This is a genomic window from Pseudomonas sp. XP1, assembly GCF_053557675.1.
Genome location: NZ_JBNRIJ010000002.1, coordinates 48,949 through 72,627, shown reverse-complemented (window position 1 = coordinate 72,627; position 23,679 = coordinate 48,949). Strand labels below are relative to the sequence as shown.

General features: G+C 63.3%; 23 protein-coding genes. 10 read left to right on the top strand and 13 right to left on the bottom strand.

What is annotated here, in order from left to right; translation table 11 throughout:
* Positions 1-72: 72 nt before the first annotated feature.
* The gene (locus tag ACK1U9_RS02625; RefSeq protein WP_449109689.1) at positions 73-963 is read left to right on the top strand and encodes a DMT family transporter; all 891 of its coding nucleotides are present in this window, start codon (positions 73-75) and stop codon (positions 961-963) included.
* Position 964: 1 nt separating this feature from the next.
* Here ACK1U9_RS02625 and ACK1U9_RS02620 read toward each other — a convergent pair whose 3' ends face one another.
* Positions 965-1,246, bottom strand: coding sequence for a SelT/SelW/SelH family protein (locus ACK1U9_RS02620; protein ID WP_003259082.1), 282 nt, complete (start codon positions 1,244-1,246; stop codon positions 965-967).
* Positions 1,247-1,313: 67 nt separating this feature from the next.
* Between ACK1U9_RS02620 and ACK1U9_RS02615 the strand changes: the two genes are divergently transcribed.
* Positions 1,314-3,500: a patatin-like phospholipase family protein gene (locus tag ACK1U9_RS02615; protein ID WP_046614655.1), complete on the top strand. Its 2,187-nt coding sequence runs from the start codon at positions 1,314-1,316 to the stop codon at positions 3,498-3,500.
* A gap of 105 nt (positions 3,501-3,605) precedes the next feature.
* Here the strand turns inward: ACK1U9_RS02615 and ACK1U9_RS02610 are convergent, their stop codons facing one another.
* On the bottom strand, positions 3,606-4,043 hold the full coding sequence (locus ACK1U9_RS02610; RefSeq protein ID WP_046614656.1) for a MarR family transcriptional regulator: 438 nt from the start codon (positions 4,041-4,043) through the stop codon (positions 3,606-3,608).
* Between the two features lie 150 nt (positions 4,044-4,193).
* On the bottom strand, positions 4,194-6,338 hold the full coding sequence (gene recQ, locus ACK1U9_RS02605) for a DNA helicase RecQ (RefSeq protein WP_046614657.1): 2,145 nt from the start codon (positions 6,336-6,338) through the stop codon (positions 4,194-4,196).
* 246 nt (positions 6,339-6,584) lie between these two features.
* On the opposite strand from recQ, the gene ACK1U9_RS02600 reads away from it, so the two are divergent.
* From ACK1U9_RS02600 to ACK1U9_RS02590, 3 genes are all read left to right on the top strand, one after another.
* The gene (locus tag ACK1U9_RS02600) at positions 6,585-7,172 is read left to right on the top strand and encodes a YecA/YgfB family protein (RefSeq protein WP_025340148.1); all 588 of its coding nucleotides are present in this window, start codon (positions 6,585-6,587) and stop codon (positions 7,170-7,172) included.
* Between the two features lie 7 nt (positions 7,173-7,179).
* The gene (locus ACK1U9_RS02595; RefSeq protein ID WP_046614658.1) at positions 7,180-7,545 is read left to right on the top strand and encodes a YbaN family protein; all 366 of its coding nucleotides are present in this window, start codon (positions 7,180-7,182) and stop codon (positions 7,543-7,545) included.
* A 311-nt stretch (positions 7,546-7,856) separates the two neighbouring features.
* Positions 7,857-9,215, top strand: coding sequence for a TolC family outer membrane protein (locus tag ACK1U9_RS02590; protein WP_046614659.1), 1,359 nt, complete (start codon positions 7,857-7,859; stop codon positions 9,213-9,215).
* Between the two features lie 41 nt (positions 9,216-9,256).
* Here the strand turns inward: ACK1U9_RS02590 and ACK1U9_RS02585 are convergent, their stop codons facing one another.
* The 3 genes from ACK1U9_RS02585 to ACK1U9_RS02575 form a co-directional block, all read right to left on the bottom strand.
* Complete coding sequence (locus ACK1U9_RS02585) at positions 9,257-9,856, bottom strand: tRNA-uridine aminocarboxypropyltransferase (RefSeq protein ID WP_449109688.1); 600 nt, start codon at positions 9,854-9,856, stop codon at positions 9,257-9,259.
* Positions 9,857-10,020: 164 nt separating this feature from the next.
* Positions 10,021-11,586 (bottom strand): methyl-accepting chemotaxis protein, encoded by a 1,566-nt coding sequence (locus ACK1U9_RS02580; protein WP_085602123.1) that lies wholly within the window; start codon positions 11,584-11,586, stop codon positions 10,021-10,023.
* Between the two features lie 140 nt (positions 11,587-11,726).
* Entirely contained in the window at positions 11,727-12,620 is an 894-nt protein-coding gene (locus tag ACK1U9_RS02575; RefSeq protein ID WP_046614662.1) for a LysR family transcriptional regulator, read from the bottom strand.
* Positions 12,621-12,845: 225 nt separating this feature from the next.
* Between ACK1U9_RS02575 and speB the strand changes: the two genes are divergently transcribed.
* Both speB and ACK1U9_RS02565 read left to right on the top strand, forming a co-directional pair.
* A complete protein-coding gene (gene speB / locus ACK1U9_RS02570; RefSeq protein ID WP_025340154.1) occupies positions 12,846-13,796 on the top strand; it encodes an agmatinase in 951 nt (316 codons plus the stop codon).
* 133 nt (positions 13,797-13,929) lie between these two features.
* Positions 13,930-15,309, top strand: coding sequence for a sodium:solute symporter (locus tag ACK1U9_RS02565; protein ID WP_046614663.1), 1,380 nt, complete (start codon positions 13,930-13,932; stop codon positions 15,307-15,309).
* Between the two features lie 183 nt (positions 15,310-15,492).
* Here ACK1U9_RS02565 and ACK1U9_RS02560 read toward each other — a convergent pair whose 3' ends face one another.
* Positions 15,493-15,621 carry a PA1414 family protein gene (locus ACK1U9_RS02560; RefSeq protein ID WP_009683677.1) on the bottom strand — a complete coding sequence of 43 codons (129 nt, stop codon included), beginning with the start codon at positions 15,619-15,621 and terminating at the stop codon, positions 15,493-15,495.
* A 124-nt stretch (positions 15,622-15,745) separates the two neighbouring features.
* Positions 15,746-16,639 (bottom strand): putrescine utilization regulator PtrR, encoded by an 894-nt coding sequence (ptrR, locus tag ACK1U9_RS02555; protein ID WP_046614664.1) that lies wholly within the window; start codon positions 16,637-16,639, stop codon positions 15,746-15,748.
* Between the two features lie 106 nt (positions 16,640-16,745).
* Here ptrR and ACK1U9_RS02550 point away from each other — a divergent pair, with 106 nt between their 5' ends.
* Positions 16,746-17,918: an MFS transporter gene (locus ACK1U9_RS02550; protein ID WP_085602120.1), complete on the top strand. Its 1,173-nt coding sequence runs from the start codon at positions 16,746-16,748 to the stop codon at positions 17,916-17,918.
* Positions 17,919-18,045: 127 nt separating this feature from the next.
* Here ACK1U9_RS02550 and ACK1U9_RS02545 read toward each other — a convergent pair whose 3' ends face one another.
* From ACK1U9_RS02545 to ACK1U9_RS02530, 4 genes are all read right to left on the bottom strand, one after another.
* On the bottom strand, positions 18,046-18,972 hold the full coding sequence (locus tag ACK1U9_RS02545; protein WP_449109687.1) for a DMT family transporter: 927 nt from the start codon (positions 18,970-18,972) through the stop codon (positions 18,046-18,048).
* Between the two features lie 106 nt (positions 18,973-19,078).
* Positions 19,079-19,474: a hypothetical protein gene (locus ACK1U9_RS02540; protein ID WP_013973698.1), complete on the bottom strand. Its 396-nt coding sequence runs from the start codon at positions 19,472-19,474 to the stop codon at positions 19,079-19,081.
* Positions 19,475-19,551: 77 nt separating this feature from the next.
* Positions 19,552-19,806, bottom strand: coding sequence for a BrnA antitoxin family protein (locus ACK1U9_RS02535; RefSeq protein WP_046614667.1), 255 nt, complete (start codon positions 19,804-19,806; stop codon positions 19,552-19,554).
* Complete coding sequence (locus tag ACK1U9_RS02530) at positions 19,784-20,062, bottom strand: BrnT family toxin (RefSeq protein ID WP_108481272.1); 279 nt, start codon at positions 20,060-20,062, stop codon at positions 19,784-19,786. Before ACK1U9_RS02530 ends, ACK1U9_RS02535 begins: the two co-directional genes overlap by 23 nt.
* Before the next feature lie 268 nt (positions 20,063-20,330).
* Here ACK1U9_RS02530 and ACK1U9_RS02525 point away from each other — a divergent pair, with 268 nt between their 5' ends.
* Complete coding sequence (locus ACK1U9_RS02525; protein WP_025340165.1) at positions 20,331-20,603, top strand: hypothetical protein; 273 nt, start codon at positions 20,331-20,333, stop codon at positions 20,601-20,603.
* 126 nt (positions 20,604-20,729) lie between these two features.
* Here ACK1U9_RS02525 and ACK1U9_RS02520 read toward each other — a convergent pair whose 3' ends face one another.
* Entirely contained in the window at positions 20,730-22,091 is a 1,362-nt protein-coding gene (locus ACK1U9_RS02520) for a DEAD/DEAH box helicase (RefSeq protein WP_046614669.1), read from the bottom strand.
* 103 nt (positions 22,092-22,194) lie between these two features.
* Here ACK1U9_RS02520 and ACK1U9_RS02515 point away from each other — a divergent pair, with 103 nt between their 5' ends.
* On the top strand, positions 22,195-23,496 hold the full coding sequence (locus ACK1U9_RS02515; RefSeq protein WP_108481273.1) for a mechanosensitive ion channel family protein: 1,302 nt from the start codon (positions 22,195-22,197) through the stop codon (positions 23,494-23,496).
* The last annotated feature ends 183 nt before the right edge of the window (positions 23,497-23,679 follow it).

The following is a 23,679-nucleotide window of genomic DNA, read 5'->3' as shown; positions in this document are numbered from 1 at the left end:
AATACCTGTGGGAGCGGGCGTGCCCGCGAAGAGGCCAGTACTGTCAGTAGAGATCTTGAGCAAGGACCACCCATGAACCACCGCACCGCCCTCGGCGCCCTGCACATCGGCGCGCTGTTCTTCGGCCTCACCGGCGTCTTCGGCAAACTGGCCGCCAGCGCCAGCCCGGCGATCATCGTCTTCGGCCGCGCCGCCTTCGCCGTGCTCGCCCTGGCCCTGTTCGCCAGCCTGACCGGGCCGGGCTGGCAACGCCTGAACGGCCAGGACGCCCGCCGCCTGCTGCTCGGCGGCGTGCTGCTGGCCGGGCACTGGGTCAGTTTCTTCATCGCGGTAAAGGTCGCCGGCGTGGCCATCGCCACCCTCGGCTTCGCCAGCTTCCCGGCCTTTACCGTGATCCTCGAAGGCCTGCTGTTCCGCGAACGCATCCGCCGCAACGAGGCTTTGCTGGTGTTGCTGGTAAGCATCGGCCTGGTACTGGTCACACCGGCATTCGACCTGGCCAGTGAAGCCACCGGTGGTTTGCTCTGGTCATTGCTGTCGGGGCTGCTGTTCTCCCTGTTGTCACTCACCAACCGCGCCGGTTCCGGCCGCCTGCCCGCGGTGCAGGCGGCGCTCTGGCAGAATCTGGTGGTGGGCTTGTGCCTGCTGCCGTTCGCGGCGCCGGACCTGGCCGGCGTAGCCACCATGGACTGGCTGTGGATCGCCTTGCTCGGCATCTTCTGCACCGGCGTGGCGCACAGCCTGTTCGTCGCCAGCCTGTCGGTGATCAAGGCGCGCACCGCCGCCGTGGTGTTCGGCATGGAACCGGTCTACGGCATAGCCGTGGCCTGGGTGGTGTTCGCCGAAACTCCGACACTGCGCATGCTGCTGGGCGGCGCACTGATCATCTTCGCCATCGTGCTGTCCAGCCGCCTGGCGGCCGAACAACCGCCCAGGCAGCGACCATTGGCCGAGGGCGCCTGATTCAGCGGTCGTTATGGCCCAGGTCACGCTGCGGGTCGATCTGGTCGCGCACCCGCTGCTTCAGCACCTTGGCCTCGGGGAAGCCACCGTCGGCCTTGCGCTCCCAGATCTGCACGCCATTGCAGGTAATGCGGAAGATACCGCCGGTGCCGGGCTCCAGGGCCACTCGGCCAAGGTCGTCGGCAAATGTGCTGAGTAGCTCCTGGGCCAGCCAGGCGGCACGCAGCAGCCATTGGCACTGTGTGCAATACGTGATGACGATTTCCGGTTTGCTGTCGGCCATGGTGACGCATCTCCAGGTGAGGGGCCGCTTATACTAGCGGTCTTTAGCCCACGGTTTGAGACTCACGATGCGCCGTTTGCTGTTCTGTTTCCTGCTTGCCCTCACCACCCTGACGGTATTCGCCGCCGAACCGGCCAGGCCCAAGGTTGGCCTGGTGCTGTCGGGGGGCGCGGCCCGCGGCCTGGCCCACATCGGTGTGCTCAAGGCCCTGGAGGAACAGGGCGTGCGCATCGACGCCATCGCCGGCACCAGCATGGGGGCGGTGGTCGGCGGCCTGTATGCCTCTGGCTACAGTGTCGAGGAGCTGGAAAAGCTCGCCACCACCCTCGATTGGCAGCAGGCGCTGTCCGACGCCCCACCGCGCAAGGACGTGCCGTTCCGACGCAAGCAGGATGATCGCGACTTCCTGGTCAAGCAGAAGCTCAGCTTTCGCGACGACGGCAGCCTGGGCCTGCCGCTGGGGGTGATCCAGGGCCAGAACCTGGCGCTGTTGCTGGAAAGCAAGCTGGCGCACACCGCCGACACCCGCGACTTCGACAAGCTGCCTATCCCGTTCCGCGCCGTGGCCACCGACATCGCCAGTGGCGAAAAGGTGGTGTTCCGCCGCGGCCACCTGCCGCAGGTGATCCGCGCCAGCATGTCGATCCCGGCGGTGTTCGCCCCGGTCGAGCTGGACGGCCGGCTGTTGGTGGACGGCGGCATGGTCGACAACATCCCGGTGGACGTCGCCCGCGAAATGGGGGTGGACCTGGCCATCGTGGTCGACATCGGCACGCCGCTGCGTGACCGCAAGCAGCTGGCCACCGTGGTCGACGTGCTCAACCAGTCGATCACTTTGATGACCCGCCGCAACTCGGAAGAACAACTGGCCAGCCTGCACCGCGACGACATCCTCATCCAGCCACCGCTGACTGCCTTTGGCGTTACCGATTTTGGCCGCGCCCGGGAAATGATCGAGGCTGGCTACCGCGCCACCCGCCTGCTCGACCCGCGCCTTGCCGCCCTGCGTCAGCCCGAAGGTGACAGCAGCCTGGCGGTGGCCCGTTCGCCGCGCCAGCGCACGCCGACGATCACCGCGATCAGGATCGAGAACGACTCCAAGGTCAGCGACGAGGTCATCCGCTCGTACATTCGCCAACCCATCGACGCACCGCTGGAGCTCGGCCGCCTGCAGACCGACATGGGCACGCTGTACGGCCTGGACTACTTCGACCGGGTGCAGTACCGCGTGGTGCACAAGGGCGACGACAACACTTTGGTGATCAACGCCCGTGGCCGACGCGGTGGCACCGACTACCTGCGTCTGGGCCTGAACCTGTCGGACGACCTGCGCGGCGACAGCGCCTTCAACCTGGGCGCCAGCTACCGGGTCAACGGCATCAACAGCCTCGGCGCCGAATGGCTGACCCGTGGCCAGATCGGCGACCAGCAAGAGCTCTACAGCGAGTTCTACCAGCCGCTGGACGTGGGTTCGCGCTATTTCATCGCGCCATACCTGGACTTCGGTTCGCAGAACATCGAAGCCACCCTGGACAACGACCCGGTGGCTGAGTACCGCCTGGAGCGATACGGTTTTGGTCTGAACGTGGGGCGGCAGATCGGCAACAGTGGTGAGGTGCGCCTGGGCGTGGGCAAGGCCTGGGGCGAAGCCGAGGTGCGCATCGGCGACCAGGACCTGCCCAAGGTCAGTTTCAACGAAGGTTTCTACGAACTGAAGTATTCGTTCGACACCCTCGACAATGTGTACTTCCCGCACCGCGGCGAGGATATCGGCCTGACCTTGCGCAAATATGACCAGTCGCTGGATTCCGACCAGGATTACCGGCAGTGGATGTTCAACCTGGACAAGGCTATCAGCAGCGGGCCGAACACCTTCGTGCTGGGCGGGCGCTACGGGCGCACGCTGGATGATACCGAAGTGGTGACGTCGAGCTTCGTGCTGGGTGGCGCGCGGGAGCTGTCAGGCTTCCGTCAGGACTCGGTGTCGGGGCAGAACGTGAGCCTGATGCGCATGGTGTACTACCGCCGCCTGACGCCAAGGGCCTACGTGCCGCTGGACTTCCCGCTGTACATCGGCGGGTCGCTGGAGCGAGGGCGTGCGTGGAACAACGACAACGAGTTCGACAGCGGGTACATCAACGCGGCGAGCATCTTCCTGGGGCTGGAGACGCCGCTGGGGCCGTTGAACTTCACTTATGGTGCCAACAGTGCACATGAGCAGGCGGTATACCTGAACCTGGGGCATACCTTCTAGGTGCCGGACACATTGTGGGAGGGGCTTTAGCCGCGAACACCGACGAAGCCGGTGCCATGCACCCCGTTGCATTGTTCGCGGGTAAACCCGCTCTCACAGGCCCTCTCAGGACTTCTCCAGGTTGGCCAGGATCTTGGCATGCACCCGCATGCACACCTGCAGCTCCGCCTCGTCCACGCCGGTGAACAGTTCAACCCGCAGTTGATTGGCAATGGTCTCGATCTGGTCGATCAGCGGCTTGGCCGGCGGGCACAGCACAATTTTCTTCGCCCGCCGGTCTTCCAGTACCGCCTGCCGGCGTACCAGCCCCTGCGCCTCCAGGCTGTCGAGCAGGCGCGCCAAGGTCGGGCCTTCTACGCCCACGCTCTGGGCCAGCTCACGCTGGGTCGGGGCATCTTCGAAACGGGCCAGGTGCAGCAACACCAGCCAGCGCGCCTGGGACAGGTTGAGCCCGGCCAGGCGGCGGTCCAACTCGGCACGCCAACCTCGGGACATCTGGGCCAGCTGCATGCCGAAGCGGTGTTGGTTGTCGGTCAGGGGCATAAGCAACTCATTGAACAGATCTAATTATTAGGCAGCTAACCATGGCCCGTCCCACGAGGCAAGGCTCGGGCCCTCTGGAATGCTCGATAATCGTCAAAAAACATGACCAAGGTCAGCAGTTGGCAGTTCTGCCTTCGACCCTGTCACCACTCACAGTTCGAACTCTGCCGCCAGTGCTGCACGCACGCAGTAAAGCACGCCCTCTGGCACCCGCCCCCCGAACTGCGGCGCTATCACCGACACCGCTGGCAGCTCGCCCTCGCCATCGAGGAAGGCATCCTGCACTTCCATCAACAGGTCTTCCGGCAGGTCCAAGGCTTGTTCCAAGCTCAGTTCCTGTCGGCCCAGCGCCTCGGCCAACAGGCTGTAGACGTTCTTCTCGCTGCAGTTGAGCTGCCCGGCGATCTGTGCCGGGGTCATGCCGGCGCGGGCAAGGCTGACCAGTTCGTGACGCAGGTCGAGCACCACTTTCGGTGCTTCTTCGGTGCCGCCGCTGTTGTTCAGCACCTCGAGGAAGGCCTGGCCATAGCGCTCCAGCTTGCGCGCGCCCACGCCGCTGACCTGGGCCATGTCGCTGAGGCTGACCGGCTGGCTGCGCAACATCTCCAGCAGCGTCGAGTCGGGGAAGATGACGTAGGGCGGCACACTGTGCTCCTCGGCCAGCTTGCGGCGCAGGGTACGCAGTGCTTCCCACAGTTCGCGCTCTTCGGCACGCACCAGCTGGCTGGCCGGGCTGCCGCCACTGGACGACGTTCTGGCGGTGGTCTGCGGCTTGAGGTCACGGCGCAGCTGCAAGGTCACCTCGCCACGCAGCAGCGGCCGGCAGCTGTCGGACAGGCGCAGGCCGCCGTAGCCTTCCAGGTCGATGTCGACCAGGCCGCGCGCCACCAACTGACGGAACAGCGAACGCCACTCGACTTCGGCCAGCCCCTTGCCGACGCCAAACACCGAGAGTTTCTCGTGGCCGAAATTGCGCACCTTCTCGGTGTCCTTGCCCAGAAGCACATCAACCAGGTGACCGACACCATAGCGCTGGCCGGTGCGGAACACCGCCGACAGCGCCTGGCGGGCCGGCTCGGTGGCGTCCCAGGTCTGCACCTGGTCGACACAGTTGTCACAGTGCCCGCAGGGTTGCTCGAGGATTTCGTCGAAATAGGCCAGCAGCGACTGACGGCGGCAGCGTGTCTCTTCGCACAGGGCCAGCATGGCGTCGAGCTTGTGCTGTTCGATGCGCTTGTGACGCTCGTCACCTTCAGAGTTCTGCAGCATCTGCTTGAGCATCACCATGTCCTGCAGCCCGTAGGCCATCCAGGCATCGGACGGCAGCCCGTCGCGGCCGGCACGGCCGGTCTCCTGGTAATACGCCTCTAGCGACTTGGGCAGGTCAAGGTGGGCGACAAAGCGCACGTTGGGCTTGTCGATACCCATGCCGAAGGCGATGGTGGCGACCATGATCAGCCCTTCCTCGTTGAGGAAGCGGTGCTGGTTGGCCGCACGCGTCTCGGCAGCCAGGCCGGCGTGATACGGCAGCGCCGGGAAACCCTGGTCACAGAGGAAGGCGGCGGTTTCGTCAACCTTCTTGCGTGACAGGCAATAGACGATGCCGGCGTTGCCGCGGCGCTCGCCGAGGAAGGCCATCAGCTGCTTGCGTGGCGCCTCCTTGGGTACGATGCGGTAGAAGATATTGGGCCGGTCGAAACTCGACAGGAAGCGCTCGGCGCCCTGCAGGTGCAGGCGCTGGACGATCTCTTCGCGGGTGCGCATGTCGGCGGTGGCGGTCAGCGCGATGCGCGGAACATGCGGGAACAGCTCGGCCAACTGGCCCAGTTGTAGGTATTCGGGACGGAAATCGTGGCCCCATTGCGACACGCAGTGGGCCTCGTCGATGGCGAACAGCGAGATATCCAGGTCACGCAGGAAGTCGAGCATGCGCGGCTGCACCAGGCGCTCCGGTGCCAGGTACAGCATCTTCACTTCGCCACGGCGCAGGCGCCCGGCCAGGTCACGCTGCTGTTCCGGGGTCAGCGTGGAGTTCAGCGCGGCGGCCGGCACCCCCAGTTCGTCGAGCGTGGCGACCTGGTCGTCCATCAGCGCGATCAATGGCGAAACCACCACCGTCAGGCCCGGGCGCAGCAACCCCGGCACCTGGAAACACAACGACTTGCCGCCGCCGGTGGGCATCAGAACCAAGGCATCGCCGCCATTGGCCACGCAGTCGATGATCGCTGCCTGGCGCCCGCGGAAACTGTCGTAGCCGAAGACGTCCTTGAGAACGCGCTGAGCCTGTTCGAGCATGTGCAACTCCACAAATCGCCGTACCATCCCGGATACAGGCTGGACGAAAAACCCGCCCCGCACACGCCGAATGCGTAAGCGGTTTTTGCCAGGCAGCCAGTAATACCTGCCCCTGGATGAAAAATCGCGGAGTATACCGCAGCACTGCCTCGCGCAGGGCACCACGGCGATAGACGTTCCCTTTGCCCCGCTGCCGTCGCAAGGTGCTAGAATTCGTTATCGTTTATTCCCCAAGGTAGCCCTGTAATGTCCTTCGCCGAGCAACTGACCCGCCTGCAAGCCTTCCTCGACGCCGACGAGCTGCACGAGGAAGCGCTGGACTATGTCGCCGCCCACGGCTACCTCACCGCCCTTTCGATCAATGCCGAGGAAGTGCCCGAGCGCGAGTGGATCGATGCCCTGTTCGCTGAGGAGCCGCACTACGCCAGCGACGCTCAGCGCACCGAGATCGAGGCTACCCTGGTGGCGCTGAAAGCGCACATCGCCCGCCAGCTGGCCAGCGACGACGAGTTCGAGCTGCCATGCGACCTCGACCTGACCGACGAGCCGGACGATTCCGACCTGCGCGGCTGGTGCATCGGCTTCATGGAAGGCGTATTCCTGCGTGAAGAGGCCTGGTTCGAGAACGCCGAGGAAGAAGTCAGCGAAATGCTGCTGCCGATCATGGTCGGCTCGGGCCTGTTCGACGAGCAGCCGGAATTCGCCGACATTGCCAGCAACGCCAACTTGCAGGACGACATGATCGTACAGATCCCCGAAGCGCTGACAGCGCTGTTCCTGCTGCTGCATGCCCCTGACGAAAAGCCGGCACTGCTCAAGCCACGCCACCACTAAGTCGCCTGTGCGCTACCTGCTGCTGGCCATTGGCTGGCTCAGCGTTGCATTGGGGGTGTTGGGGATATTCCTGCCGGTATTGCCCACCACCCCGTTCCTGCTATTGGCGGCCGCCTGCTTTGCCCGCAGCTCGCCGCGCTTTCATCACTGGCTGGTCCATCACCCGAAGCTCGGGCCATGGATCCGTGACTACCTAAGTGGTGAAGGCATCCCCCTCAAGGGCAAGGTCTACGCCATCGGCCTAATGTGGGCCAGCATCGGCCTGTCCTGCTATCTGGTGCCCCTGTTCTGGGCGCGCACCTTCATGCTGATCAGCGCCGTCCTGGTAAGCCTGTACATCCTCAGCCAGAAAACCCTTCACAAGCCAAAGTGACAATATTCTGTCGCCAAATATCAATTTTGCCTAACCGCCATTCTCCTTATCCGGAATGATTCTGGAACTCCTTGGGGCCCGCGTATTCATTGGCTTTCATGGATTTTTCCGCTGCCATTTCCTGATTACTGCTGTTAGCCAATTAGACAATTTATATATTATATGGCGATTTGATATGAACAAATCTTCTTATATATCGCGTTGAATGTACTTAGCTGTGTTATTAAAAACCTGCAACACTATATGCAATAACTTTATCGTCATTTTTTTGGCGAGCAGCAGGATCAATTTCAGGATCAGGGAGATGTACCATGCGCGTTTTGAACCCCATCACCAGTGCATTACTGTTGGCCCTGGCGAGTGCCAACGTACAGGCGATGTCGATCACCGAGGCTGTCCAGAGCGCCGTGGACTACCACCCACAGGTCAGCTCCAACCGCAACAGCAAGCTGTCGGCCGATGAGGATGTGAAGTTCGCGCGTGGTGGCTACTACCCTTCCGTGGATCTGGTTGCCGGCTATGGCCGCCAGCGTTCGGACAATACCTCGACTCGTGCCGAGGGCAACCACAACAAGGAAACCCTCAACTACACCCAGTCCGAGCTGCGCCTGCGGCAGATGATCTTCGACGGCTTCAACACCTCGAATGAAGTGGGCCGCACCGAAGCGGTCTCCACTTCCCGCGCCTACTACACCCAGGCCGTTGCCCAGGATGTCGCCCTGCGTGCAGTCGAGGTGTACCTGGAAGTGCTCAAGCGCCGTGAACTGGTGACCCTGGCCAGGAACAACCTGCAAGCCCACCTGCGAGTCAACGACCAGATCGGCCTGCGCAACGAGCGCGGCGTCGGCAGCACCGCCGACCTTGACCAGTCCCGCGCACGTCGCGCCCTGGCAGAAAACAACCTGGACACCGCCGAAGTCGACCTGGCCGATGCCGAGGCCAACTTCTTCAGCGTCGTCGGCCGCATGCCGGACGAGCTGGAAAGCCCGCAGTCGATCAAGGTGGAAATGCCGGCCGACCTCGAACAGGCGCGTGAAGGCATGCGCCAGAACAACCCTTATATCAAGTCGGCCCAGGCCGATGTGAATGCCGCCGAGAAGCAGTACGAAGTGGCCAAGTCCACCTTCTATCCTCGCTTCGATGCCATTCTGGCCACAGGTGCCAACAACAACACCGGCGGCGAGAAAGGTCATAACAACAACGACTGGCAAGCCGGCGTCGAAATGAACTACAACCTGTTCCGCGGCGGCAGTGACAAAGCTCGCCTGAACTCCGACGCGCACAAGGTCAATCAGGCCCTGGACATCCGCAACAACGCCCTGCGTGAACTGACCGAAAACCTGAGCCTGGCGTGGAACGCCATGAACAACGCCAGCAAGCAGCTACCGACTGCGCGTGAATACGCCGAGACCACCAAGCGCGTGCGTGCCGCCTACCAGGACCAGTTCGGCCTGGGCCAACGTACCCTGCTCGACGTGCTCGACAGTGAAAACGAGCTGTACAACGCCGATCGCCGCTACACCGAGGTGCGTTATACAGAGGAGTTCTCGCGCTACCGCGTGCTGGCAACCATGGGCGAGCTGCTGAGCAAGCAGCGTATTTCGCTGCCGCCGGAAGCGTTGGCTACCACCGAAGTACGCACCGAGGCGCGTTTGCCTGATATGCGTTGATCGGGTTCGAGATAACCGGGGCCGCTTTGCGGCCCCTGCCCTCACTCGCTACCATGGTTACGCTGGAACGTCTCCAAACCCATGGCCCTGATCTGCCCCTCGATCAACGCCTCGAACGGTGCCAGCAGCGCATCGAAACAGGCAGGCTGCTCCAACGCGTTCAGCGCTCCCACCACCGCCTCGATAGTCGATAACGCACCCGCCTCCGGCGCCTTGCGCAAGCGGTAGCGTGAAGGCGCGACAGCCCCCAGCGTCACCCGCGGCAACGCCTCCAGCAATGGGTTCAGGTACAGCAGTTTGCGCGCCTTGCGCCAAGTGCCGTCAGGCACGATCAACAGCAATGGCTGGACTTCCGTTTCTCCATAGGCCACCAACTCCTGCGCGTCGTCACCCGGGAACAGCAGGGCTGGCCGGTAACCGGGGGGCGCCAGCAATTCGTTGAGGTCATCGAATACCTCACCTACCCGCAACTCGGCGTTATTCAGGCCAAGGGCGGCCAGGCGGGCGGTATTAAGGGCATGGGCAGTTTCACTGGGGTGCTGCAGCAGGATGACGCGGGTGCGGCTGTCGAGCGCGGGGATCAGTGGGCAGAGGCAATGGTCGAGCGGGCGCTGGCAGCGCTCGCAGCGGGGTCTGGGCATGGGGTTCTCCTTGGCGGGAACAGTTTGCCACAGAACCGGGGCCCGCTTTGCGGGCCTTTCGCCGGCAAGCCAGCTCCCACAGGATCACCACAGGCCTGAATCTTGTGCAATACCTGTGGGAGCTGGCTTGCCGGCAAAAGGGCCGCAAGGCGGCCCCGGCAATCTCAACGATTGAACCGCTCCGCCAGGCTATGCAGGTACTCCGCCATGCGCTCCAGGTCCTGACTGATTTCCGCGCCCTGCCTGGCCTGCCCGGCACTCTGGTCACACAGGTGGGCTATCCGCACGATCTGCTGGTTGATGTCCTCGGCCACATGGCTCTGCTGCTCCGACGCCGTCGCCATCTGCTGGCTCATGCCGGTGATACGGCTGACCGCCTGGGCAATCCCGCTCAACGCTGCCTGCACCGCCTCGACACTGTGCACGCTGTCCCGCGAGATCTGCTCGCCGCGGCTGGCGGTGCTCACCGCACGCTCTGCCCCGGCGCGCAACGAGGCGATGATCTGATGAATCTCTTCGGTCGAGGCACGGGTGCGCTGGGCCAGCGAACGCACCTCATCCGCCACCACGGCAAACCCGCGCCCCTGTTCGCCGGCACGCGCCGCCTCGATGGCCGCGTTGAGCGCCAGCAGGTTGGTCTGCTCGGCGATCGAGGAAATCACATCGACCACGCTGCCGATCGACTGGGTCTGCTCGGCCAGGGCATTGACGGCCTGGCCGATGTCGCTGACCGCATTGCTCATGCTGCCCATGGCTTGCAGGCTCTGCATCGCCAGTTCGCTACCCTGTTGCGCCAGCTGGTCGGCATCGCCCGCTGCGTGCGCCGTGCTCTGCACGTTATGGGTAACCTGCTGGATGGTCGCCGCCATCTGCGCGATCGCGGCGGCGGACTGGTCGGTCTCGTTGCGCTGGCGGTCGAGCATCTGTGCCTGGGCACCGGACAAGTCGGACGACTGCGCCGCCCGAGACTTCACCCCGACCCCGGCATCCACCAGGCGGGTCAAGGCCGTTTGCAGGCGTGCTTCCTCGCTGATGATGGCAAGGTCCAACTGGCCTTGCAGGCCTGGGTTATCGCTGTAGGTCAGTGCCACCAGCGGGCTGGTGAAGGCCTTGGGATGCTCGGCCAGCGTGCGGCGGATGGCCTGGTTCTGCCGGTGCTCGACCAGATACCAGGCCAGCAGCAGGCTGGCCATCAGCACCCCGAGCGCCGCATAAGGCGGTAGCCACAGGTAGGCCGCCGCCGACAGCAGGCCCGCACCGATCAATGGCCAACCATGGCCCAGGCCATGCCCCAACCGGGCCGCCCACGGCACCGGCGCGCGGCCGGCCCGCAAGCGCGCGTACAACACCTCGGCGCGGCGGATCTGCTCGCGGGTGGGCACCGAGCGCACCGACTCGTAGCCACTGATGCGGCCCTGTTCGTAGACGGCCGTGACATAGGCGCTGACCCAATAGTAATCGCCGTTCTTTGCTCGGTTCTTGACTACGCCCATCCACGGTTTGCCTTGCTTGATGGTTTCCCACATGTGGCCGAACACGGCCGGCGGCATGTCCGGATGGCGCACCAGGTTGTGGGGTTGGCCGACCAGCTCGTCATAGGTGAACCCGCTGATCGCCACGAAAGCGTCGTTGCAATAGGTGATGCGGCTGTTGAGATCGGTGGTGGAAATCAGGCGTTGATCGTTGGGAAAGGTTCTTTCGTGCTCAGTGACGGGCAAATTCATGCGCATCTTGGGCAATCCTTGCAGGATGAAAGGGAGGTAGACAGCAGCACACGCTGATTTGATATATAGCAGGACGCCATTATGTTGTCGGTCAGCGGCACCAACAAATTTGACGGGTGCCGACGAAATACAGCATGTACCGCGCTTCAGCCCACGTTGAGCTGGCTTTTCAGCAGGTCGCGGAAGGTCTGGATCAGCGGTTCGCGGCTGCGCCCGCGGCGAATGATCAGCGAAAACGGTGCCTGATAGCCGAAAGTGGACGGCGACAGCACGCGCAGGTCGCCCTTGTCGACCCAGGCTTGGGCATAGTGCTCGGGCAGGTAGCCGATGTAGGCCCCGGAGAGAATCAGGATCAACTGCGCCTCCATGCTCTCCACCGTCGCCGCGCTGTGCTTGAAGCCATGCCGGGCCAGTTCGGCCTGGCTCCAGTAGCCACGCCCGACCATGCGCTGCTGGGTCACCACCTGCTCGGGGATGCGCCGTTCGGCATACAAGGGGTGGCGGCTGCTGCAGTACAGCCAGTGCTGCTCACGGTACAGCGGCTGGTAGAGCAGCCCGCTCATGCGCGAGGAAAACGCCCCGATCGCCAAGTCCAGGCGGTTGTCCTGCACGCCCAGTTGCAGCTCGTAAGGGCTGGACACCGACAAGTGCAGGTGCACCGCCGGGTGTTCCTGGCTATAGGCGCCGATGGCTTCGGCCAGCGGCAAGGCCCGATCACCTACCGTGGAGTCGATCACCCCCAGATTGAGCGTGCCGCGCAACTCGCCCTTGAGGGCAGCGGCGTACTGCTCGAAACCGTCCAGCTCGGCCAGCAGACGCAGGGTTTCCTGATGGAACAGCTCGCCCTTGCTGGTCAGGCTGAACCCGCCACGGCCGCGGTGGCACAGTACGATCCCCAGGGCGCCTTCCAGCTGGCTCATGTAGGTGCTGATGGCCGAAGTCGACAGGTTGAGGTCGCGCTGGGCATTGGCAAAGCCCTGGTGGCGCACAACGCTGACAAAGATGCGCAGCAGTTTCAGGTCAGGCAAGGTCGAGGCCATGGTGCAACGGTTCCGCAAGGGTATTTGCGCGCAGTCTAACCGCTCTGCCGCCTTTAGTTCAGAAATTCCTGAAGTAAGTATTTGCCGGTAGCGATTTTTCCCCGGCACTACCTTCAGCAGACTTGGCCGAAATGTCCCTGCCCGCCAGCAAGACCACACCTGGAAGGCGCGCGGCGGCAACAGGTTCGAACAAACAGAACAATCGACCGACTGATGAGGCCCACCGTGGACAAGATCCTCCACCAACCACTGGGCGGCAACGAAATGCCGCGTTTCGGCGGCATCGCCACCATGCTCCGTCTCCCCCACCTGCAAAGTGCCCAAGGCCTGGACGCCGCCTTCATCGGCGTGCCGCTGGACATTGGTACCTCGCTGCGCTCCGGCACCCGCTTCGGCCCGCGGCAGATCCGCGCCGAATCGGTGATGATCCGCCCGTACAACATGGCCACCGGGGCTGCACCATTCGACTCGCTGTCGGTGGCCGACATCGGTGACGTGGCGATCAACACCTTCAATCTGCTGGACGCCGTGCGCATCATCGAAGAAGCGTACGACGAGGTCCTAGAGCACAACATCATCCCGCTGACCCTGGGTGGGGACCACACCATCACCCTGCCGATCCTGCGCGCGCTGCACAAGAAACACGGCAAGATCGGCCTGGTGCACATCGATGCCCATGCCGACGTCAACGACCACATGTTCGGCGAGAAGATCGCCCACGGCACCACCTTCCGCCGCGCCGTGGAAGAAGGCCTGCTCGATTGCGAGCGCGTGGTGCAGATCGGCCTGCGCGCCCAAGGCTACACCGCCGATGACTTCAACTGGAGCCGCCGCCAGGGCTTCCGTGTGGTCCAGGCCGAAGAGTGCTGGCACAAGTCGCTGGAACCGCTGATGGCCGAGGTGCGCGAAAAGGTCGGCGGTGGCCCGGTGTATCTGTCGTTCGACATCGACGGCATCGACCCGGCCTGGGCGCCTGGCACCGGCACCCCGGAAATCGGCGGCTTGACCACTATCCAGGCGATGGAGATCATTCGCGGCTGCCACGGCCTGGACCTGATCGGCTGTGACCTCGTCGAAGTCTCCCCACCTTACGACACCACCGGCAACACCTCGCTGCTCGGTGCCAACCTGCTGTTCGAGATGCTCTGCGTGCTACCGGGCGTAGTGCGTCGTTAATACCGCTACACCCCGGCAGGAGCCATGAGGGAGGGCCACAGAGGCCCGCCAACAACACGACAAGACCGCCGGGCGCCTTGAACCCGCCCGCGTGGTCGATCTCGCCATAATAAAGATAATCGGGAGACCCCCAATGGCCTTGGACATCATTGTTGTAATGATCTACACCGCCGGCATGCTCGGGCTTGGCTGGTATGGCATGCGGCGCGCGAAAACCCATGAGGACTACCTGGTGGCCGGGCGCAATCTCGGCCCGGTCCTGTACATGGGCACCATGGCCACCACCGTGCTCGGTGGCGCGTCCACCGTCGGCACAGTACGCCTGGGCTACGTCCACGGCATCTCCGGCTTCTGGCTGTGCGCAGCCCTGGGCCTGGGCATCATCGCCCTCAACCTGTTCCTCGCCAAACCTTTGCTGCGCCTGCGCATCTTCACCGTGACCCAGGTGCTGGAGCAGCGCTACAACCCCGCTGCACGCCAGGCCAGCGCCGTGATCATGCTGGCCTATGCATTGATGATCGGCGTCACCTCGACCCTGGCCATGGCCACCGTACTGCAGGTGCTGCTCGACCTTCCGTTCTGGGCTTCGCTGCTGTTGGGTGGTGGCGTGGTGGTGCTGTACTCGACCATTGGCGGCATGTGGTCGCTGACCCTGACCGACATCGTCCAGTTCGTGATCAAGACTGTCGGCCTGATGTTCATCCTGCTGCCAGTGTGCCTGTACAAAGCCGGTGGCTGGGACACCCTGGTGGCCAAGCTGCCATCGGCCAGCTTCCAGCTGACCACCATTGGCTGGGACACCATCATCACCTACTTCCTGATCTACTTCTTCGGCATCCTCATCGGCCAGGACATCTGGCAGCGGGTATTCACTGCCCGTGACGAGAAGGTCTGCCAGCGCGCTGGCACCACCGCTGGTGTGTACTGCGTACTGTACGGTCTGGCCTGCGCCACGATCGGCATGGCTGCGCACGTGCTGATGCCCGACCTGGCCAACCCGAACAATGCCTTTGCCGAGATGATCAAGACCACCCTGCCCGACGGCATCCGTGGCCTGCTGATGGCAGCGGCGCTGGCCGCCATGATGTCCACCGCCAGCGCCGGCCTGCTGGCTGCGTCGACCACCCTGACCGAAGACTTGCTGCCCAAGCTGCGTGGCGGCAAGGCGTCGAGCCTGGGCGTAAGCCGCCTGTTCACCCTGCTCACCGGCCTGGTGGTGCTGGGCATCGCCCTGGTGGTGAACGATGTGATCAATGCCCTGACCCTGGCCTACAACCTGCTGGTCGGTGGCATGCTGATCCCGCTGATCGGGGCGATCTTCTGGAAGCGCGCTACCACCGCCGGGGCCATCGCCAGCATGTCGCTGGGCTTTGCCACCGCGCTGCTGTTCATGTTCAAGGATGGGCTGGAAGCCAATACGCCGATCTACTACAGCCTGGCGGTTGGTCTGGTGAGCTTTGTGGTGGTCAGCCTGATGTCACGTAAATCGGTGGCGGCGGTGAAGCTGGCCTGACCTTCAGCCTGAACTGGCCTCTTCGCGGGCTCGCCCGCTCCCACAGGGATACCACAAGCCTTGAAATTCATGGGGTACCTGTGGGAGCGGGCAAGCCCGCGAAGAGGCCGGTACAGGCAACACACAACTGGCAGACACAAAAAGGCCGCTGCACCCACCCAGGTGCAGCGGCCTTTGTCTGTATCAGCGACGACGCGGTTGGCGTTTGCGCTGCTCTTCATCAGTCGGGATCGGCACCGGCTGCAAAGGTGGTGGAATCAGCCCCAAGGCGACAGCCAGGTCGTGGAGCCAGTTGGATAGTGGTTTATTCATAATGCCCCCTTGACGGGTCAGCCTCACGGCAATTCAATCCTGCGATGTTTCATACAGATCATAGCCCTATGTCCTGTATTACGCATGCCTCTAAACCTACAGATACGGGCCATTTTGATACGGATCAAGCCGTAACGGCGCATTCCGACGACTGGTTAATCGTTTCGCTTTGTTGCAGGTCGACCCAGGCCTGCAAATTTGCCCCGCACATGCCCTGGCGCCACATCAACCAGGTGACCGCCTGATCGAACGGCGCCTGCAGTCGGTGCGCCCGTACCCGGTCGCGCCCGGGAAGGCTGTCGAGCATCGACCTGGCCATCATCGCCACGCCCGCACCGGCGATCACGCAGGCCAGCATGCTCTGGTACGACTCGATCTCCATCACCCGGCCCATGGGCGTATGGGCATGGGCATACCAGGCCTCCAGGCGCATGCGGTACGAGCAGCCTTGGCGGAACGTGAACACCGCCTTGCCCGCCACATCCTTGGCAGTGAGCACCGCTGGGTGCTCGGGGCTGGTGATCAGCACCAGCTGCTCATCACACAGCGGAACGCCATCCAGCCCGGCCAGGCTCGGCGGCCCATCCACCAGTGCCGCGTCCAAGGTGTGGTTCAGCAGGCCTTCCAGCAGTTCGCCACTGGGCGCAGCGCGCACCTGCAGGTTCACCGCCGGGTAGGCTTGGTGATAACGCGCCAGCAGCTCGGGCAAATGGGTCGCCGCCGTGCTGTACATGGTCCCGAGTACAAAGTCCCCCGCCGGTTGGCCGCCCCGCACGGCGGCCAGCGCCTCGTCGCGCAAGGCTGACATGCGGTTGGCGTAATCCAGCAGCACCTTGCCCGCCGGCGACAGCTGCAGGCGCTGGCGTTCGCGCAGGAACAGCTCGACACCCAGTTGCTCCTCGAGCTGGCGCAAGCGCGTCGACAGGTTCGACGGCACTCGATGCAGGCGCTCTGCGGCACGGGTGACCGAACCTTCCTCGGCGACGGCCTGGAAGATACGCAGTTGGCTGAATTCCACGGCATTCTCCAAAACAGAACAACTTGATCATCATTATTCAATTTTATTGAAAAAGAAACCGCCCTAACCTGCCAGCCATCGCTTACATCCGTGCAGGAGAATCGTCATGTCGCCACTCATTCAACTGCTGGCAAGCGCCGTGGCGCTGATGATGGCCATGGGCATCGGCCGTTTCGCCCTGACCCCGCAGCTGCCGCAGCTGATCGCCGAAGGCCAGTTCGACCTGACGGTCGCCGGGCTGGTCGCCGCGGCCAACTATCTGGGTTACTTCATCGGCGCGGTCGATGCCATGTTCGCCCGCTCGCCGGGCCATGTGCGCCTGCGCCTGCAGGGTGGGCTGTGGCTTTGCGTGCTGCTGACCCTGGCGTCATGGGCTGCAGACGGGTTCTGGAGCCACCTGCTGCTGCGCTTTGGCACCGGAATGGCCAGCGCCTGGGTGCTGGTGATGATCACCAGCCTCAGCCAACAGGTGGCCAATGCCAACAACCGTCAGCGCCTGGGTGCACTGGTGTTCGCGGGGCCCGGCCTGGGCATCGCGCTGACTGGCTTGCTGGCGCTGGTGGCGCATCTGTGGGGGTTGGGTTCGGCAGCACTGTGGCTGATCTATGCCGTGGCCGCGCTGGTGATGCTGCTGGCAGTCCGGCCTTGGCTGCCAAGAGCGCTGCAAGCGGCACCAGTGCCGTCGGCTGCACGCCAGGGCCCGACCCGCAGTGTCGGCATCGGCCGCCTGGGGCTGGTGTATGCACTGTATGGCGTGGGTTACATCCTGCCGGCCACCTTCCTGTCGCAGATGGCCAACCAGCAGTTCCACGGGCAGTGGCTGGCCGACCTGTTCTGGCCGGCGTTCGGCCTGTCGGCGGCACTGGGGGTACTGCTGGTGAGCCTGCGGCGTGGCGGCCGCACCTCGGCCTGGCTCACTGCCACCCTGTGGCTGCAGGGGTTGGGTGTACTGGCCTGCCTGATGGGTGGGGGTGTCGGGCTGGCGTTGGGCGTTGTGCTGTGTGGCGGGCCGTTCCTGGCCTGCATGCAGCTGGTGATGCAACGTTCGCGGGAGCTGGCGCCGCATGCCACACAGCGCAATGCCGGGCTGCTGACGGCCTGCTTTGCCCTGGGGCAGTTGAGCGGGCCGCTGCTGGCGGCGGTCAGCAGCCATTACAGCGGCGGGCTGCAGCCGGCGCTGATGGTGGCTGCGGGAGGGTTGGTGGTGGCTGGGGGGTTGGTGCTGCTTGGCAGCTCTGCACAGCAGGGCAGCGCCTGTCAGGCCAAGGCAGCATCCTGAATCGTGGCTGCCCGTGCCGGCTTTTTCGCGGGCTCGCCCGCTCCCACAGGGGCTGCACAATCTTCAAGACCTGTGCAATACCTGTGGGATCGGGCAAGCCCGCGAAGAGGCCGGTACAGGTTATCGATCATCCCACAATCCGCCGCAACTGCTGCTTCACCCAAGGCTCGGCACTCACCAGGATCACCCCCAGCAGCACCATCAACGCGCCAACCACAAAGTTCAGGCTCAGCGGCTCATCCAGCAACAACACGCCAAAGGTCACCCCGAACAGCGGGGTGATGAACGAGAACACTGCCAGGTTTGACGCCAGGTATTTGCGCAGTAACCAGAACCAGGTCAGGTAGCTGATGAACGACACCACAACCCCTTGGAACAGCACACTGCCCATTGCCAGCGGCGTCAGCGTCACCGCGCCGATCTGGCCGCTGAGCAAGGCAATCAGCAGCAACCCGGCAAAGCCCACCGCCAGCTGATAGAACAGGGTCAGGGTCGCCGGCGCTTCCGACAGCCGCGAGCAACGCACCACCACCGTGGTCGCCCCCCAGGCCAGCCCGGCGATCACGCCAAAGGCATCCCCCAACAGTGTGCGGCCATCCATGTGCTCGAACGACATGCCGCCGGCAAACGCCATGGCAATGCCGCCGAAGGCCAGCAGGATCCCCAGCCATTGCAGCAGCCGCAGGCGTTCGCTGGGCAACCTGAAATGCAGGCCCAACGCGGTAAACACCGGCGCGGTATAGAGGAACACCGACATGTGCGCCGCCGAGGTCAGCTTCAGCCCCTCGGCAATGAAAAGAAACTCCAGGCCGAACAACCCGCCCGCCACCACCCCGGCTCGCCAGGTGCTGCCGACCTGCTCCCAGCCCCCGCGCCAGCACAGCATCAGGCCTACCAGCACGGCGGCAATGCCGTTGCGCAAGGCCGTCTGCATTACCGGCGCGATATCGATGGCGGCCGTCTTGATCAAGACCTGCTGGCAACCCCAGATCAGGCACAGCCCCAGCATCACCTGGAAGGCAAAGGCGTCGGGGTTCTTGCGGACCGCGCTCATAGGCGGGCCTCTGCGGTAGTCATTGGCATGGGCAAGGGCTCGGCAATGGTCAGGAACTACCGATTATCGGGTTTCCATGGCCACCCTTGCCAGCCTCAAAACGACCTCAGGCAATCTGTGCCTTCGCCGACACCTGCTCGAAGGTGGTTTCGTCCAGCGCATCCTCCTGCTCGTCCAGCACCTGGCGCGGGTGTTCGAAGCCGGGAATGCTGCTGTCGATCAGGCTCATCAGCCGCGAACCGCGCTCGGTCAGCACGAAGTTCTCGCCGTTGCCGCCATCCTCTTCGGGCCGGGTTTCGATGAAACCACGCTCGAACAGCAGCCTTTCGTATTCGCAGGCACGGGTTTTCAGGTGGTCCAAGTCGCCCACCGGCTCCCCCTTGGCAGCCAGTGCCGCAGCGTGCTGTTCGGCATAGGGGCGTGGCGTGAAGCTGTGACCGGCGCCGTTCTGCACCTCGTGCAGCAAACGCTCGATCAGGTCCCAGTCGTAGGCGATGCTCATGGCTACAGGCTCCTGCTGTGGACGGAAGGGGTACACAGGTTGGGACCTGTCGAGCTTGCCCAGCGTTCCGAAATATCTCAGCGCTGGCGTTGTTGTGCTTGCATGTACTGGCGCAGCAACTGGTTGATCCGGGTCTGGTAGCCGCTACCCTGCTCTTTGAACCAGGCGAGAACATCGGAATCAAGGCGAATGGTCACCGTTTGCTTGGCTGGAACTCGCAGCTCGGCCTCGCGGAAGAAATTTTCATCCAGCTCAGGAATATCCGAGGTATCAATAGCCTGGTCGTCCTGTCGAGCCAGGCGACTCCAGTCAGTTTTCGATGCTTTGGTCATAATGTTTGGCCTCCCATCTGGTGGCTTTGCGTGCAGAAATGATGCGAATGACATCACCCTGCCTTTCCGTGTACACGACCACGCCTATCAGACACTTCAGCCAGCCCAGGCAGACCCAGCGTTCCTCATCGTGGTCCGGATTGCCATCGCGGCGAATCAGCATCGGATGATTGAACATATCCGGAACATCGCTGAAGTCGATGCCGTGCTGGCGGATGTTTATCTGGTTCTTGGCATCGTCCCATTCAAAGAACATGGGACGCTCCGTATTTACATCTGTACATACGATACCTCCTGATCCAGGCCAAGGCTAGGGAGCGATCGCCCACTCTTCAATAGCTTCAGGAGGTTTTGGGAAAGGGATTACAACCTGGAGGGAAGTGGCCTGGCCAAATGGCTCACAAGGCTAGGTCAGATGCCCAGCTGGGGACAGGCTGACCATGAAGTGCCACCGGTCGAAGGCGCTGAACTAACGGCCAGGCACATACCTCCACCGGGCATCACCACCGCCGGAGGTAGGAAGGATGAAACTGCTGCTGCCCATTGCCTGCGCCACTGCCCTGTTCTGCGCCCTGCCCGCCTGGGCCTGCACACCGGAAGAAGCGACGCAGAAACGCGAAGAGCTGGCCGGGTTGGTCACCCAGTTGACCGAGCAGAACCCGCAGAAGGCCAAGGAGATCAATGACGAGCTTCAAGGGATGGAGCTGGGCACGGCGAGCAAGGATTTGCCAGACAAGTGTCAGCTGATCGACAAGCGGATCAAGGAATTGAAAGAGGCGGAGAAAAAGGCTGAATAGTGGTCAGCCTGCGCTGGCCTCTTCGCGGGCACGCCCGCTCCCACTTGGACAACACAGCCTTCGATATCTGTGATTATCCTGTGGGAGCGGGCATGCCCGCGAAGAAACCAACAGCGATACTGAAGGTTACTCAGCCGCAGGCTTGCGCTTCTTCAGCGGCGCCAGGCCGTCAGCGCTGGCCAGCGGTGCATTGGCCTTCGGCTTGGCGGTTGGCTTGCGCTTGGCGGCCGCCTTCTTGTCGCCGGTCTTCTTCTCGACCTTTTTCTTCTTGCTGCCAGCGGCTTTGCCCGAGGCCTTGACCTTCTTAGGCCCGCTGTAGGTGCCCTTCACTTCCTTGATCACCCGGCGCTCGAACTGCTGCTTGAGGTAGCGTTCGATGCTCGACATCAGGTTCCAGTCGTTGTGGGTGATGAGCGAGATCGCCAGGCCTTCGCCACCGGCACGGCCGGTACGGCCTACACGGTGCACGTACTCGTCACCGCTGCGCGGCATGTCGAAGTTGATCACCAGGTCCAGGCCGTCGATGTCCAGGCCACGGGCCGCAACGTCGGTAGCTACCAGCACCTTGGAGCTGCCTTGCTTGAAGCGGTCCAGGGCCAGCTTGCGGTCCTTCTGGTCCTTCTCGCCGTGCAGCACGAAGGCCTTCACGTCCTTGGCCACCAGGTGGCCGTAGATGCGGTCGGCCAGGGCGCGGGTGTTGGTGAAGATGATCGCCTTGTCGAAGGTTTCGTTGGCCAACAGCCACTGCACGATCTGCTCTTTGTGCTGGTCGTGGTCGGCGGTGATGATCTGCTGGCGGGTGCCTTCGGCCAGCTGCGAGACGCTGTTGAGCATCAGGTGCTCTGGGTCTTTGAGCACCTTGCCGATGATGTCGCGCAGGGCAGCACCACCGGTGGTGGCGGAGAACAGCAGGGTCTGCTGGCGGTTCTCGCACTCCTTGCACAGGCGCTCCATGTCTTCGGCAAAGCCCATGTCGAGCATGCGGTCGGCTTCGTCGAGGATCAGTACCTGTACGTGGGACAGGTCGAGGTTGCCGGCATTGAGCTGCTCGAGCAGGCGCCCCGGGGTGCCGATCAGCACGTCCGGCACCTTGCGCAGCATGGCGGCCTGTTCCTTGAAGTCTTCACCGCCGGTAACCAGGCCCGACTTGATGTAGGTGAACTGGGAGAACAGCTGTACCTGCTTGAGGGTCTGCTGGGCCAGTTCACGGGTCGGCAGCAGGATCAGCGCGCGGATCTCCACGCGGCGCTCGCGCAGGTCGACCAGGCGGTTGAGCAGTGGCAGCACGAAGGCCGCGGTCTTGCCGCTGCCGGTCTGCGCGGTCACGCGCAGGTCACGCCCTTGCAGGGCCAGGGGGATGGCCGCGGCCTGCACCGGGGTTGGCTCGACAAAGTTAAGCTCGGCCACGGCTTTAAGCAGGCGTTCGTGCAGGGCGAATTGGGAGAACACGGAGGTAACCTCAGGCAAGTGCGGAAAATTCAGTTGCATAGGGTAACGTTTTCTGCCGCCTTAGCCGAATTTCTTTTGGCAACTTTGTCGCCATCCGGGCTCTAATGGCGCTTCGTTTGGCAACAAGACTGTACGCAAGCCCATGGATATCCAACGAATCTGGCGTGACTCCCTCGACCTGTGGGGCACCCTTGACCAACATCCGATGCTGCACGCGGCCATCGGCCTGGCGGTGCTGCTGCTCCTTTCCCTGGTGATCGGCCGCCTGGCACGCTTCCTGATGCTGCATGGCGCCCGCCTGCTGGCCCGCCAGCCAGCGCTGAAGTGGCTGGACGACCTGCGCAACAACAAGGTGTTCCACCGCCTGGCACAGACCACGCCATCACTGGTGCTGCAGTTCGGCCTGAAACTGGTGCCCGAGCTGTCCGACACCGCCCAGCACTTCCTCGGCAATGTTGCCCTGGCCTTTACCCTGCTGTTCATGACCATGGCGCTGTCGTGCCTGCTGGATGCCCTGCTCGACATCTATGCACGCACCGAACACGCCCGCACCCGTTCGATCAAGGGCTACGTGCAGCTGGCCAAGATGATGCTGTGGATCTTCGCTTCCATCGTCATCGTCGCCACCCTGATCGACCGCTCGCCGCTGCTGCTGCTGTCGGGCCTGGGTGCGATGTCGGCGGTGCTGCTGTTGGTGTACAAGGACACCCTGCTGTCGTTCGTCGCCAGTGTGCAGCTGACCAGCAACGACATGCTGCACGTGGGCGACTGGATCGAAATGCCCCAGGTGGGCGCCGATGGCGATGTGGTGGACATCACCCTGCACACCGTGAAGGTGCAGAACTTCGACAAGACCATCGTCTCCATCCCCACCTGGCGCCTGATGAGCGAGTCGTTCCGCAACTACCGCGGCATGCAGCAGTCCGGTGGCCGGCGCATCAAGCGCAGCCTGTTCATCGACGCGGCCGGCGTGCGGTTCCTGACTCGCGAGGAAGAACAGCGACTCACCCAGGTCAGCCTTCTGCGCGACTACCTGGCGGGCAAGCGCCAGGAACTGCAAAGCTGGAACGAGGCCCTGGGGCCAGTGGCCGAGCTGTCGGCCAACCGCCGTAAGCTGACCAACATCGGTACCTTCCGGGCATTCGCCCTGGCCTACCTGAAAAACCACCCCAACGTGCACCCGAACATGACATGCATGGTCCGGCAGATGCAGACCACCGCCGAGGGTGTACCGCTGGAGATCTACTGCTTTACCACTACCACGGCGTGGGCTGAGTACGAGCGGATTCAGGGGGATATCTTCGATTATCTGCTGGCGGTGTTGCCGGAGTTCGGGCTGAGTTTGTATCAGCAGCCGAGTGGCAATGACATGCGGGTGGGGTTGAGCGGGCGCGTATCGCAAGAGCCTGTGCCGCGCCGGCTGGAAGAAATGGGCGAGGCTTGAGATTGCCGGGGCTGCTTCGCAGCCCATCGCCGGCAAGCCAGCTCCCACTGGCACCGCGCAAAATTCGAGAGGTGTGCAGTACCTGTGGGAGCAACTGTCTTGCTCAAATTCTAAAAGTTGGCGCGATCCCCTGTGGGAGCGGCCTCGTGTCGCGAAAGGGCTGCAAAGCAGCCCCAGCAATTT